The sequence below is a fragment of the Arthrobacter sp. NPDC056886 genome, from assembly GCF_042788715.1.
GTDB lineage: Bacteria > Actinomycetota > Actinomycetes > Actinomycetales > Micrococcaceae > Arthrobacter.
Genome location: NZ_JBHUBT010000005.1, coordinates 225,703 through 239,047, shown reverse-complemented (window position 1 = coordinate 239,047; position 13,345 = coordinate 225,703). Strand labels below are relative to the sequence as shown.

Here is a 13,345-nt window from a genome sequence, read left to right as displayed (position 1 = left end):
CCCTGAGCCTCAACGGCCATTAGTGCAGAGCGCATCTGCAAAAATGCACAAGAGGTCGCGCCTAGTGGCCGAAGAAGGCCTCCCGCAGCTGGCCGCTGAGCTGGCCGATTTCTGTCAGGAAGCCGTCGTGGCCGATCGGCGCTTCAATGATGTGCACTTCCGGCCCGCCCGGCAGGGCTTCGGCCAGTTGACGGGACTGGGCCGGGAAATACAGCCGGTCCGAGTCCACCGCGGCCACCAGGAACTCGGCGGTGGCCGGGGCCAGGGCCTCCCCGAGGCTTCCGCGCCCCCGGCAGATATCGTGGCTCATGAGGGCTTCGGTAATGGCGATGTAGCTGTTCGCGTCGAAGCGCCGGACCAGCTTGCTGCCTTGGTGGTCCAGGTAGCTCTCCACCTGGTAGCGCCCGCGGCCGGCCAGCGACCCGGCTTCCAGGGGCGCCTCGGGCTCCTGCGGGTTCCGGCCAAACCGGCCGTCCAGTTCGGCCGCGGAGCGGTAGGTGATGTGCGCGATGCGGCGGGCGAGGGCGAGCCCTGCTTCGGGTTCGGGGCCGCCGTAGTAGTTTCCGCCGTTGAAGTGGGGGTCCTGGCGGATGGCCAGGGTCTGGGCCTGCGCGAAAGCAATCTGTTCGGCCGTGCTGCTGGCGCCGACAGAAATCACGGCGCAGCGCCGGACCCGGCCGGGGAAGGTGACGGCCCATTCAAGGGCGCGCGCGCCGCCGAGGGAGCCGCCCAGCACGGCGTACCAGCTGCCGATGCCCAGGGCGTCGGCCAGCCGCGCCTCCGCGGCGGCGGTATCCCGCAGGGTGACGAGCGGGAACCGCGATCCCCAGGGGCGCCCGTCCGGCGCCGGCGTGGAGGGTCCCGTGGATCCGTGGCAGCCGCCCAGGATGTTGATTGAAACGACGAAGTACTTGTCCGTGTCCACGGGGGCCCCGGGTCCGGCGAGCTGCTCCCACCAGCCGGGCTCCTCGCTGTCGCCGCGGGTCACGTGCGTGTCGCCGGTCAGGGCATGTTCAATAAGGACGGCGTTGGAGGCTTCAGCATTCAGGGTCCCCCACGTCTCGTAGGCGAGGACCACATCCGGCAGCGGAATCCCTGATTCGAGCTGCAGGTCACCGATCCTGACGTACTGGACGGTTCCGTCCGGGTTGCGGGATGGCTTGGTTTCGGGAACACCCGTGCGGGTGACGGCAATCGTCATGTGAGGACCTATCTTCGCGCTTGCCTGCCGTCAGCTGACCGGCAGGCCAGGTCTTCACCCGGGGCACCCCGCCGCAAAAGGAGGGTTGCCGGCCAGCAAGCCGGGGCTGTCGCTGGCACTCATGACCTGGTACGAGTCTACGAAAGAGGGTGCGGAAATCACGAAGATTGTGACTTCCATGTGACAGCCCGGGCATCTGAGAGCTCCGCCGTCTGACGGCCGGGGGCCGGCGGTCCCGTTCACGGGAAACCGGCCGACCGGCCGCCAGGTTTACGTGGCCGTTTTCCTTAGGCGGACTTGGCAGCGCGGAATCCGGCGTCGAGATCCGCGAGGATGTCGTCGATGTACTCCAGGCCCACCGAAAGCCGCACCAGCCCGGGATTCACGCCGGCGATGGTCTGCTGTTCGGGCGAGAGCTGGCTGTGGGTGGTTGACGCCGGGTGGATCACCAGGGAGCGGACATCGCCGATGTTCGCTACGTGCGAGTGCAGTTCGAGGGCATCGACGAACCGCTTGCCGGCCTCGGCTCCCCCGGCGATGTTGAACGCCACGACGGCGCCGGTTCCCTTGGGCCCGTACTTGCGGCCGCGCTCGTACCAGGGGCTGGACGGCAGCCCGGCGTAGGCGACCGAGTCGACGTCGTCCCTCGCCTCGAGCCACTGCGCCACCTTGGTGGCGTTGGCGACATGGCGTTCGACGCGCAGGCTCAGGGTTTCGATGCCCTGGGCGATGAGGAACGCGTTGAACGGGGACACGGCGGAGCCGAGGTCGCGCAGGAGCTGGACGCGGGCCTTGAGGATGTACGAAAGGTTGGCGCCCAGCGCGCCGTCCGCGCCGAGGTCGCGGGCGTAGACCAGGCCGTTGTAGGTGGGGTCCGGGGTGTTGAAGCCGGGGAACCGCTCCGGGTCCTTGCCGAAGTCGAAGTTGCCGGAGTCCACGATCACGCCGGCGATCGCGGCGCCGTGCCCGCCGAGGTACTTGGTGGCGGAATGGACCACGATGTCCGCGCCCCACTCGATTGGCCGGATCAGGTACGGGGTGGAGAGCGTGTTGTCGACGACCAGCGGCACCCCGGCCTCGTGCGCCACACGGGAGACGCCCTCCATGTCCAGGACGTCCTGGCGGGGGTTGGAGACCACTTCGCCGAAGAACAGCTTGGTGTTGGGCCGGACGGCGTCGCGCCACTGTTCCAGGTTGTCCGGGTCCTCCACGAAAGTTACGGAGATGCCGAACTTCTTCAGCGTGTGGGCGAGCAGGTTGTAGGTTCCCCCGTACAGGCTGGGGCTGGCCACCACGTGGTCGCCGGCCTCGGCGATGTTGAGGATCGCGAAGGTCTCCGCCGCCTGGCCGGAGCTGAGCAGCAGCGCCGCGAGGCCGCCTTCCAGGCTGGCCACGCGCTGTTCCACGGCGTCCTGGGTGGGGTTGCCGATCCGGGTGTAGATGGGGGCGAGTTCGGCGAGCGCGAAGCGGTTCGCGGCGCTTTCGGCGCTCGGGAACACGAACGACGTCGTCTGGTAGATCGGCAGGGAACGCGCGCCGGTGGCGCTATCCGGCTCCTGGCCGGCGTGGATCTGGCGGGTTTCGAAGGACCAGGCGTTGGACATTGATGCTCCTCAAAGAACTGGGCACAGCACCGGCGGGACTTGGGGCCCAGACCGGCGCAGGCGCCGCGCTTGCCCTCCAGCGGGCGCCGGACGGCCAGGTCCTCACCCGGGGCACCCCACCGCGATACGAGGGTTGCCGGCCAGCAAGCCGGGGCTGTGCGCTGGCACTCATGACCTTGCCTCAGTGTAGGAATCGCGGCGGAGCCCTGGATAGCTTTGTGACGAAGATGAAGACGGTTGCCATGTCGGCGCCTCCCGTGACACCGCATCGGCCACCCCGGGACATCCCACGACGGTTAGGGGAACCTAAGCTGAGAGGTCCATCACAAAGTGCCAAGATGATGGCATGCGCATGGATCACGTCTCTTACGCCTGTGAACACGATGGCTTGGCAGCCACCACTGAACGTATTGCGTCTGCCCTCGGCGTCGAAGCCGTGAAGGGTGGAGTGCACCCCCGTTTCGGGACACGCAACATGATTATCCCGCTCGCGGGACACAAGTACCTGGAAGTCGTGGAGGTCCTGAACCACCCGGCATCCGACAAGGCCCCGTTTGGCCAGGCAGTCCGGGCACGCTCCGAAGCGGGCGGCGGCTGGATGGGCTGGTGCGTCGAGGTTGACGACCTCGCCCCGTTCGAGGAGCGGCTCGGCCGCGCGGCCGTGAACGGCAACCGGAAGTTTCCGGACGGCCGCGAACTGGTCTGGAAGCAGATCGGTATCCTGGGGCTCATCGCCGACCCCCAGGTGCCCTACATGCTCAAGTGGGAGGGCGACCCGGAACTGCACCCGTCCAACGCCTACGCGAGCGAAGTCAAGATGTCCGCACTGACCATTGCCGGTTCGGCAGCGCGCGTGACGGAGTGGCTGGGCGAGCCGGTGGAAAAGCCGCTGGAAGACGTCGCCGTGAACTGGATCGCGCCGCACGGTACTCCCGGCATCCTCTCCGTCACCTTCGAGACCTCCTCCGGAGCGGTCACGATCTAACGCTCCACCTGCCCCACGCTTCGGCCGCCATCTCTTAGGTGCCAACGATGTCACCTAGGAGACGGCGGCCGAGATCATTTAAGGGCCGGCCCGGGCAGTCAGACCGCGCAGTCCGCCCAGTCAGCCCAGGCCCACGGCCTTGCCGAACAGGCTGAACCCCACAAACGCCACAGTGTCCAGGATGGCGTGGGCGATCACCAGCGGCATCACCCGTTTGGTCCGGACGTAGAACAGGGCGAAGATGACGCCCATTAGCGCGTTGCCGATGAACGGCCCGAACCCCTGGTAGAGGTGGTAGCTTCCGCGGAGCAGGGCGCTGGCGGCGATGGCTGCCGGCACGCTCCAGCCCAGTTTCCCGAGCCGGTCCAGCAGGTAGCCCACCACAATCACTTCCTCCACGATCCCGTGCCTGATCGCGGACAGCACCAGCACCGGCACGGTCCACCAGTATGGGTCCAGGGCGCTCGGGATGATGGCCGTCGTGATTCCCAGCGCCCGGCCGGCGGCGTAGAGCCCCAGGGACGGAATGCCGATCAGCGCGGCGAGCCCCAGACCCTGCAGGAGGTCTTTACCGGGCCGGGCGAAGTCGAAGCCGATCTTTCGGAACGCCGAGGTTCCGCGCTCTCCGGCTGGCCAGTGTTCGGTAAGGAAGTAGATCACCAGTGCCACCGGGACCAGGGCGAAGATGATGTCCAGCATCTGGTAGGTGAGGTCGAAGTATTCGCGCGGGCTCTGCGAACGGTTGAGCGTGGATGTTCCCTGGGCCAGCGGCGCCGTGGTCATCTTGTCCAGCAGCTGCACCAGGGCGTAGATCGCGGACTGCCCCAGCGACAAACCCAGGACGATCAACATTTCGAACCGCAGCCGACGGCGGGAGGGAACCAACATGCTTCTATCTTGCCTGCAGTTGCCGATAGTTTGCTGGTGCCCGCGTGGCGCCGGCCGCGCCGGCACCCCGGCTTTTTGGGAGCCCTATGCTTGGGGATTATGAGTGCGCCCCGGAAAATCATCATGATCCGGCACGGCCAGTCTGCCGCCAATGCCGACACCTCGATCTACAACCGGGTTCCGGACTACCGGATCCCGTTGACGGCGCTGGGCCTGGAGCAGGCCACCGCGGCCGGGGAGGAGGTCCGGCGCCAGCTGAACGGCCGCCCGGTGTGCGTCTATGTCTCCCCGTACCTGCGCGCCTACCAGACCCTCGAGGCGCTCAACCTTGGCCCGCTCGTGGAGCGGGTGATTGAGGAACCGCGCCTCCGAGAACAGGACTGGGCCAACTTTCAGATCGCCGGCGACATCGAGGACCAGAAGGAGCTCCGCAACGCCTACGGGCACTTCTTCTACCGCTTCCGGGAGGGCGAGTCCGGGTCCGATGTGTACGACAGGATTTCCTCCTTCATGGAAACCCTGCACCGGCACTGGTCCAAGCCCAGCTACGCCCCGAACGCGCTGTTCGTGACGCACGGGCTGACCATGCGGCTGTTCTGCATGCGCTGGTTCCACTGGTCGGTGGAATATTTCGAGTCCCTGAACAACCCGGAGAACGCCGAGGTCCGCACCCTGCTGCGGACGGCGCGCGGCAAGTACGAGCTCGACAAGCCCTTCACGCAGTGGGAGAAGCGGCGCGTGGACGAGACTGTCCTCGACGCTCCGCCCATGATCTTCTAGCCAGGACCAGCGGACGGGCTGGCTAGCGGACCGTCTGGCTAACGCACAAGCTGGCTAACGCACGGGCTGCGCCAGGCCGGCCCGCCACACTGCGTGCGTCAGGGGAATGCCGGGCCGGTAGGCCAGGTGCGTGGCCGAAGGCGCGTTCAGCAGGTGCAGGTCCGCGCGGTGTCCGACGGCGATCGAGCCCACCGCGCGTTCGCCGTCGACGTCGTTCCCGGATTCCCGCCCCAGGGCCAGCGCGCCGCCGTAGGTCGCGGCACGCACCGCCTCGTGGACGCTGAGCCGCATCTGCAGCACTGCGGTGGTGACGCAGAACGCCATGGAGCTGGTGTACGACGTGCCGGGGTTGCAGTTGGATGCCAGCGCCAGCTGCACGCCGGCGTCGAGCAGTTCCCGGCCCGGGGCCAGCGGCTGCCGCGTGGATAGATCGCAGGCCGGAAGGCAGGTGGCAACCGTGCCCCGCGGGCCGTTGCCGCCGGCGGCGTCCCAGCCGGACCAGCTGGCGGCCAGGGCGTCGACGTCGGCCGCCGAAAGGTAGTTCACGTGGTCCACGCTCGCGGCGCCGACTTCCACCGCAAGCCGGACACCGGGGCCCTCGCCCAGCTGGTTGCCGTGGACGCGAAGCCCCAGCCCGGCGGCCTTGCAGGCCAGGAGCACCCGGCGGGACTGGTCCTCGTTGAAGGCGCCCTGCTCGCAAAAGACGTCGGCCCAGCGGACGTAGGGCCGGACCGCGGTCAGCATCGGCCCGCAGACCAGCTCCGTGTATTCCTCCGCGTCCATCCCGGCGGGCACGAGGTGCGCGCCCAGGTAGGTCACCTCGTCCGCCACAGTTGAGGCGATGCGGGCGCTGCGGGCCTCGTTCTCCAGATCCAGCCCGTAGCCTGTTTTGGTCTCGAGGTAGGTGGTGCCCTGCGACACGGCCTCCGCCACGCGGCCCATCGCCAGCCGGGTGAGATCGAAGTCGCTCGTGCTCCGGGTGGCGCCGGTGGTGACGGCGATCCCGCCGGCGCTGTAGCTCTGCCCGGCCATCCGGGCCTCGAACTCGGCCGTGCGGTCCCCCGCGAAGATCAGGTGCGTGTGCGAATCGACCCAGCCTGGCAAAAGCGCCCGGCCGCCGGCGTCCACGGCCTCGTCGGCCGCCGGAGCTTCGGCTGCGGGGCCGAGCCAGGAAATCCGCTCCCCCTCGATCACCACCGCCGCGTCGCGGAGGACGCGGTGTTCCGTGTCCTGGGTCATCAGTTCGGCGATGTTGGTGATCAGGGTGCTCATGGATCCATTCTTTAGCGCCGGATGGACCAGCGGGTGGCGGCCAGCGCCTCCGCTGTCCGGGATGCCGGACTGGCCTCGGTGGACGGGGACACAGCCGGGGACAGGGCCGCGGCCGGGTCCCCGGGTCCCTGATCGGCCAGAATCAGGCCGGCGGCCAGTTCCGCAATGGCGGACGAGGTCTGGAAGCCGTACCCGCCCTGACCGGCGAGCCAGAAGAATCCGGTGGCCTCGGCGTCGAACCCCGCCACCGGGACGCCGTCGGCCGCCTCCGTCCGCAGCCCCGTCCAAGCCGTGCGAACGTTCCGGATCCCGAGCGTGGTGATCGCGTTGAGCCGGGCCACGAGCCGTTCGATGTCGCCGGGATAGGGCCGGGCGTCCTCGGGGCCGCTGGGCACGTGCTCAGCGGGCGAGATCAGGACCTGGCCGTTTTTGGGCCGGAAGTAGAAGCTGTCATCGGCCGCCGCCACGAACGGGGAGGCCTCCGGGAGCGGATGGTCGACGTCGACGATCGCCGCGGTGCGCCGGTACGGCTGGAGGCCGAGCTTCTCGACGCCGCTGAGGACTGCGAGCTCGTCCGCCCAGGCGCCGGCGGCATTGACCACGACGGCGGACTGGAAGCCTTCCTGCCCCGCGCCCAGTTCCCAGCCGGTGCCGAGGCGCTGGGCCGAATGGACCCTGGCGCCGGTGATGATGTCCACCCCGCCGGCCTCGGCGCGGCGCCGGTGGTCCTCGAGCAGCACGGGGGCGTTGCAGGCGAAGGATCCGGTGTCCAGGCCGGCGGCGCTGAACGCGTCCGGGACAAGGGCCGGGCACAACTCCAGCGCTTGCGCATGGGTGATCCGGTGCATGTGGCCGCTGGCCTCCGCCCGGACGCTGGCGTCGTCCCCGATCAGCATGAAGCTGCGCGGCGTGAGCACCGGTTCCGGACGTTCGGCATCCTGCGCGGCGATGAGGTCCAGCGTCCGGAGGGTGAGTTCCTGGACCACGGGCGGGCCGTAGCTGGGAATCAGCTGCCCGGCCGAGCGGGCCGAGGTGTGGTAGGCCAGGTTCTGCTCGGCCTCGATCAGGGCGACGCTGCATTGCCCGGCCAGGGTGGAGGCAAGGGACAGGCCGGCGATACCGCCGCCGACAATCACGACATCGTAATGAGCTGACATGGTCCCATCCTTGCAGATTGTCGCGTCAGGCCGCGCCGATACCCGCGCCGGGCCGAGCGGCGGCGTTTCACGGGACAGGGTCCAGGTGGCTGATGCCGGCGGTGGTCACCTGCAGGACCTGGGCCGTGGCTATGTCATAGAACAGCCCTGTCAGGTGCAGCTCGCCGGACCGCAATCCTTGCTGCAGGCTGTGATGCCGCTGCAACTGCTCCAGCTGGACGGCGACGTTGACCATGGCCAGTTGATCCACCTCGCCGTATCCGGCGTTTGCCGCCTCTGCCTGCACCGGATGGCCTGCGCGGAAGGCAGCCAGGCTCGGCCGGGCGTGGTCGAGCCAGGCGTCGACGGCGCCGCGCGCAGTGTCCGGCGCGGTTTTCGGCGCTATTTGCGGCGAGCGCTCCGGCGCGGTTTGAGCTTCGGCGAGCAGGGCGGACATGGCCCCGCAACCAGAGTGTCCGCAGATGACCACGGACTTGACGGAGAGCTCACTGAGCGCGAACTCGAGTGCTGCCTCCACCGAGGGATCGAGACGGTCATGGCCCACGGCGTTACCTACAACGTTGCCCACGTTGCGGACGGTAAAGAGGTCTCCGGGGCCGCTGCTTGTGATCAGGTTCGGCACCAGGCGGGAATCAGCACAGGTCAGGAAGAGCGTGTCCGGGTTCTGGCCTGCGGCCAGTTCCTGCACATGGGGACGGAGCAGGTGCGCGTGGCGGCGGTGGTAGTTGTCCACGCCGGCCAGCACGGGACGCAACGGAGCCGCCGCCTCCGCCGTCGGGCCTGATTGTTCCGCCCGTCCGTGCTGCTGCCAGCTGCGCCAGGGGGCAAAGCCGCCGCGGAGCGCCGACCGTGAATTGCCGCGTGCCGGCGGCCGGTCCTGGGCGGCGCGAAGGGTGGCGGTACCGCTTTCCTCGATCTCCACGGTGCCGCCATTGCTGACGTGGCGTCGGCGCCAGGCGTCAAGGGTGTCATGGACCGGGTGGTCAAGGAAGTCGACCTCCAGCTCGACGGTCACGTGCGATCCTGGCGGGACGGAGGCCAGCACATGGCTGAGGCGGGGAAGTGCCAGGAAGCTGCAGGAGCCGTCGATGACCACCCGCCAGCGCTGTTCGTCCCGGGCGCCGAGGGGCTCCGCGTGGATCCCGGCGCGGACCACCCGCCACAGCACGGCCGCCATGGCCAGGGCGAGCCCGGTCACGACGCCGGCCAGGAGGTTGACGAACACCACGGAAAGGAGCGTGACGGCGTAGACGGCCAGGTCTCCGGTCGCGCGGGCGGTGTTGAAGTCCGCCACCTTCACCAGCCGCACGCCGATGATGATGAGCAGTCCCGCGAGGACGGCCACCGGAACCAACTCGATGACACCGGCAAGAAGGAGGGAGAACACCAAGACCCAGACGCCGTGAAGTATGGCGGACTTGCGGGTCCGCGCCCCCGCCTCCAGGTTTGTTGCGCTCCGGACGATCACCCCGGTGACGGGCAGGCCGCCCAACATCCCGGATGTCAGGTTCGCGGCGCCCTGGCCGACGAGCTCACGGTTGAAGTCCGTTCGTTCACCGTGGTGCATCCGGTCCACGGCCACCGCGGAGAGCAACGATTCGACGCTGGCCACCAGGGCGATAGTAACGACGCCGATGACGACGGCGCTCCAGTGCCCATCCGGCAGCTGCGGCAGGGACAGCGCGTCCAGCAGGGACCCGTCGAAGGTGATCCGGTCGACGTCGGACGCCAGCGGCAGCGAAAGCGCCGTGGCGGCGACAACCGCCACCAGCGGTGCGGGGATGCGCCGCAGGGACGAAGGCATGTACTTCCAGCCCAGCAGCAGGAGGATCACGGCGACGCCCAGCACCGCGGCCTGCGGGTCCAGCGAGGCGATGCTGGCCGGGAGCGCCGTGACGTTCTGCCACGCCGACTCCCCTGCCTCGGCGCCGAGCAGCACGTGGGTTTGCTGCAGGACAATGATGATGCCGATTCCGGCAAGCATGGCGTGCACGACCACGGGGGCGATGGCCAGGGCGACGCGGCCCACCCGGGCGAAGCCGAGGAGCGCCTGCAGGACGCCGGCGGCCGCCGTGATGGCGCACGTAGCCGGCCAGCCGAACTGTTCAATCAAGCCCGCAACGATGACGGTCAGCCCCGCGGCGGGACCGCTCACCTGCAGGGGCGAGCCGCCGAGGGTGCCGGCCACGAGACCGCCGATGGCTGCGGCGATCAGCCCGGCCATGACCGGCGCCCCGGACGCCGCCGCGATGCCCAGCGAGAGCGGGACCGCAACGAGAAACACCACAAGGGACGCAGGTAAATCCCAACGGAGCCCGGAGGTCAGGACTGTTCGGAGGGGAATCCGACTGCCGGTGGCAGGAGCGGAGCGTGGATCCGGGGCGGCAGGTGCGGGCATTTCAGTCCTTGGCTCGTGGGGCGGGTCCTGATCCACGCTATGGACGCCGCCGCCGGACCCGCAAGGGTATCTGTCGTGAGAAGAAACACGAGGTCAGAGCCGTATTGTCCGCGTCATAGAGCCTTCATTGCACCGTCCCGGCAGCGGCCCCGACCCGGTCTCCGGGGGCCGCCGCGGCCCCGAAAAAATCCCGGACAAATTCAAGTCACACGGGATTTTGAGCCGTTATGAAGGGGGCTGGGCCTCAAAAAGAATTTGCCCGAGCTTGGGCCGCGCCCGGGAAATGAGCAGGGGCGGCCCGGGACATGCCCTTCCCTGTCCGCACGACTGGACATGTCCCGTGTTGCCGCGAGCCGGACCGGGACATGCCCTTCCCTGGGCCGCCCGACTGGACATGTCCCTCGTTGCCGCGAGCCGGCCCGGGACATGCCCTTCGTTGGTCGTAGCCGTTGGACATAGTGGCATTATGTCCAGTCCTCGCTGCCGGAACTGGGCATGTCCCGCGGACAAACAAGTGAAGGAAACATGGAAGAACGAGCAAGGCCGGGCCAGGTCCCTTGCAGTTCAGCTTGAGGCCGGACCCCGGACTGAACTGGGCCCCGGCCTCAGGGATCCGTCTAGGCTGCAGCCACTGTCGCGCGGCTGCGCACGAACGCCTGGACGCAGGCCTCGACGTCGTCGGAGCTGTGCGCGGCGGAGAGCTGAACGCGGATCCGTGCGGCGCCCTTGGGCACCACCGGGTAGCTGAATGCCGTGACGAAAACGCCGTTGTGGAGCATGGCGTCGGCCACCTTGGCCGCCATGACGGCGTCGCCGAACATCACCGGGACAATCGCGTGCTCGCCGGGGAGCAGGTCGAAGCCTTCCTCGCTCATGCGGCTCCGGAAGAGCTCAGCGTTCGCGAAGAGCTTGCCGCGCAGTTCGCCGGAGTTTTCCACGAGGTCCAGGGCCGTGAGCGTGGCCGCGACGATTGCCGGGGCCAGCGAGTTGGAGAACAGGTACGGGCGGGCCTTCTGGCGGAGCATGGCGATGACTTCACCGCGGCCGGAGACATAGCCGCCGGACGCGCCGCCGAGGGCTTTGCCGAACGTGCCCGTGTAAATGTCCACGCGGTCCGAGACGCCGGCGTGCTCCGGCGTGCCGGCACCGGTGGCGCCCATGAAGCCCACCGCGTGGGAATCGTCCACCATCACCAGGGCGTCGTACTTTTCGGCGAGGTCGCAGATCGCTTCGAGCGGCGCCAGGAAGCCGTCCATCGAGAAGACACCGTCCGTGACGATGATCGTGCGGCGGGCCGGGTTCTCCTGCGTGGTGGCAGCGATCAGCTTGGCCTCGAGGTCGGCCATGTCCTGGTTGGCGTAGCGGAAGCGCTGGGCCTTGCAGAGCCGGATGCCGTCAATGATGGAGGCGTGGTTCAGGGCGTCGGAGATGACGGCGTCTTCCGGGCCGAAGAGGGACTCGAACACGCCGCCGTTGGCGTCGAAACAGCTGGAGAACAGGATGGTGTCCTCGGTGCCGAGGAACGCCGAAACGCGCTGCTCGAGGGCCAGGTGCAGGTCCTGGGTGCCGCAGATGAAGCGCACGCTGGCCATGCCGAAGCCGCGCTCGTCCATCGCGGTCTTCGCCGCGGCGATGATGTCCGGGTGGTCGGCGAGGCCCAGGTAGTTGTTGGCGCAGAAGTTCAGCACGTCGGCACCGGATTCGCCGATCTGCCCGGCCTTGATGCGGTTGGCCTGCGGCGAGTCGATGTGCCGCTCGGTCTTGAAGAGTCCGGCGCTGCGGATCTCATCGAGTTCGTGCTGCAGCTGGTCCTTGATGGCTGAATACATGGGTTGGCTCCTCAGCTGGTTGGATGCGGGGGCAAAGAATGCGGTCTGGAAGGACGGTGTAAAACGGGCCTAAAGAGCGGCTGGCCTAGAAAACGGTCCAGTCGAGGACCACCTTGCCGCCGACGCCGGCGCGGGCCACCTCGAATCCCTTTTCCCAGTCGGTGGCCGGCAGCGTGTCCGTGACGACGGCCGAGATGTTCGCGTGCAGGACCGGGTTGGAGGAGAGCATGGCGCTCATCGCGTACCAGGTCTCGAACATTTCGCGGCCGTAGATGCCCTTCATGGTCAGCATGTGCGTGACCACCTTGCCCCAGTTGATGTCGATGGACTGGCTGGGCAGTCCCAGCATCGCGATCCGGCCGCCGTGGTTCATGTTGTCGATCATCTCAGGCAGTGCCGTGGGGTGTCCCGACATTTCCATGCCGATGTCGAAGCCTTCGCGCATTCCGAGCTCGCGCTGGGCGTCCTTGACCCGCATCTTCGAGACGTCGATCGCGAGGTCGACGCCGAGCCTGCGGGCCAGTTCCAGCCGGGGCGCGGAGACGTCGGTGATCGCGATCTTCCGCGCGCCGGCGTGCCGGGCGACGGCGATCGCCATCAGCCCGATGGGTCCGGCGCCGGTGATCAGGACGTCCTCACCGACCAGCGGGAAGCTCAGGGCGGTGTGCACGGCGTTGCCGAAGGGATCGAAGATGGCGCCGAGTTCCGGCGTGACGGAGGGATCCTGGTGGACCCAGACGTTGGTCTCGGGGATCACCACGTACTCGGCGAAGGCGCCGTCGCGCTGAACGCCGACGCTGACGGTGTTGATGCACATCTGGCGGCGGCCGGCGCGGCAGTTGCGGCAGATGCCGCAGACGATGTGGCCTTCGCCGGAGACCCGGTCCCCCACCTTGACGTCGAGGACGTCCTCACCGGTCTCCACGACCTCGCCGTAGAACTCGTGGCCGGCGATCAGGGGTGCGTTGATGATGCCCTGCGCCCAGGCGTCCCAGGCCTGGATATGAAGGTCTGTCCCGCAGATGCCGGTGGTCATGACGCGAATCTTGACGTCGCCGGGGCCGGTTTTCGGCTCGGGACGGTCGACGAGCTCGAACCCTGCATGGGCGCCGGCCTTGTAGAGAGCCTTCATGGGTCTTCCTAACTCTGAGATTCGCTCCGCCGCGTTCTGTTCCGCCGGCACGGGCGTGTGGGACAACTCACCCCATTAGACCCATCAGAAAGCATTAGC

10 protein-coding genes and 2 riboswitches are annotated in these 13,345 nt (G+C 68.2%); of the genes, 2 read left to right on the top strand and 8 right to left on the bottom strand.

Annotated features, from left to right (window positions below; translation table 11 throughout):
* Positions 1-61: 61 nt before the first annotated feature.
* Positions 62-1,201 (bottom strand): homoserine O-acetyltransferase, encoded by a 1,140-nt coding sequence (locus tag ACFRJ8_RS10860; RefSeq protein WP_377986126.1) that lies wholly within the window; start codon positions 1,199-1,201, stop codon positions 62-64.
* An 11-nt stretch (positions 1,202-1,212) separates the two neighbouring features.
* Positions 1,213-1,328: riboswitch (SAM riboswitch) on the bottom strand.
* Between the two features lie 160 nt (positions 1,329-1,488).
* Complete coding sequence (locus ACFRJ8_RS10855) at positions 1,489-2,805, bottom strand: bifunctional o-acetylhomoserine/o-acetylserine sulfhydrylase (RefSeq protein WP_377986124.1); 1,317 nt, start codon at positions 2,803-2,805, stop codon at positions 1,489-1,491.
* A gap of 60 nt (positions 2,806-2,865) precedes the next feature.
* Positions 2,866-2,981, bottom strand: a riboswitch (SAM riboswitch).
* Positions 2,982-3,151: 170 nt separating this feature from the next.
* Between ACFRJ8_RS10855 and ACFRJ8_RS10850 the strand changes: the two genes are divergently transcribed.
* Positions 3,152-3,790 (top strand): VOC family protein, encoded by a 639-nt coding sequence (locus tag ACFRJ8_RS10850; protein WP_377986123.1) that lies wholly within the window; start codon positions 3,152-3,154, stop codon positions 3,788-3,790.
* A 120-nt stretch (positions 3,791-3,910) separates the two neighbouring features.
* Here ACFRJ8_RS10850 and ACFRJ8_RS10845 read toward each other — a convergent pair whose 3' ends face one another.
* A complete protein-coding gene (locus ACFRJ8_RS10845) occupies positions 3,911-4,678 on the bottom strand; it encodes a CPBP family intramembrane glutamic endopeptidase (RefSeq protein WP_377986121.1) in 768 nt (255 codons plus the stop codon).
* A 99-nt stretch (positions 4,679-4,777) separates the two neighbouring features.
* Between ACFRJ8_RS10845 and ACFRJ8_RS10840 the strand changes: the two genes are divergently transcribed.
* Positions 4,778-5,458: a histidine phosphatase family protein gene (locus ACFRJ8_RS10840; protein ID WP_377986120.1), complete on the top strand. Its 681-nt coding sequence runs from the start codon at positions 4,778-4,780 to the stop codon at positions 5,456-5,458.
* 54 nt (positions 5,459-5,512) lie between these two features.
* Here ACFRJ8_RS10840 and hutI read toward each other — a convergent pair whose 3' ends face one another.
* The 5 genes from hutI to tdh form a co-directional block, all read right to left on the bottom strand.
* Complete coding sequence (gene hutI / locus ACFRJ8_RS10835) at positions 5,513-6,730, bottom strand: imidazolonepropionase (protein WP_377986119.1); 1,218 nt, start codon at positions 6,728-6,730, stop codon at positions 5,513-5,515.
* Between the two features lie 11 nt (positions 6,731-6,741).
* The gene (locus ACFRJ8_RS10830; RefSeq protein ID WP_377986117.1) at positions 6,742-7,887 is read right to left on the bottom strand and encodes an NAD(P)/FAD-dependent oxidoreductase; all 1,146 of its coding nucleotides are present in this window, start codon (positions 7,885-7,887) and stop codon (positions 6,742-6,744) included.
* Between the two features lie 67 nt (positions 7,888-7,954).
* Positions 7,955-10,285 (bottom strand): SulP family inorganic anion transporter, encoded by a 2,331-nt coding sequence (locus ACFRJ8_RS10825; protein ID WP_377986116.1) that lies wholly within the window; start codon positions 10,283-10,285, stop codon positions 7,955-7,957.
* Between the two features lie 617 nt (positions 10,286-10,902).
* On the bottom strand, positions 10,903-12,114 hold the full coding sequence (locus ACFRJ8_RS10820) for a glycine C-acetyltransferase (protein ID WP_377986114.1): 1,212 nt from the start codon (positions 12,112-12,114) through the stop codon (positions 10,903-10,905).
* An 85-nt stretch (positions 12,115-12,199) separates the two neighbouring features.
* Complete coding sequence (gene tdh, locus ACFRJ8_RS10815; RefSeq protein WP_370119437.1) at positions 12,200-13,246, bottom strand: L-threonine 3-dehydrogenase; 1,047 nt, start codon at positions 13,244-13,246, stop codon at positions 12,200-12,202.
* Positions 13,247-13,345 lie beyond the last annotated feature (99 nt).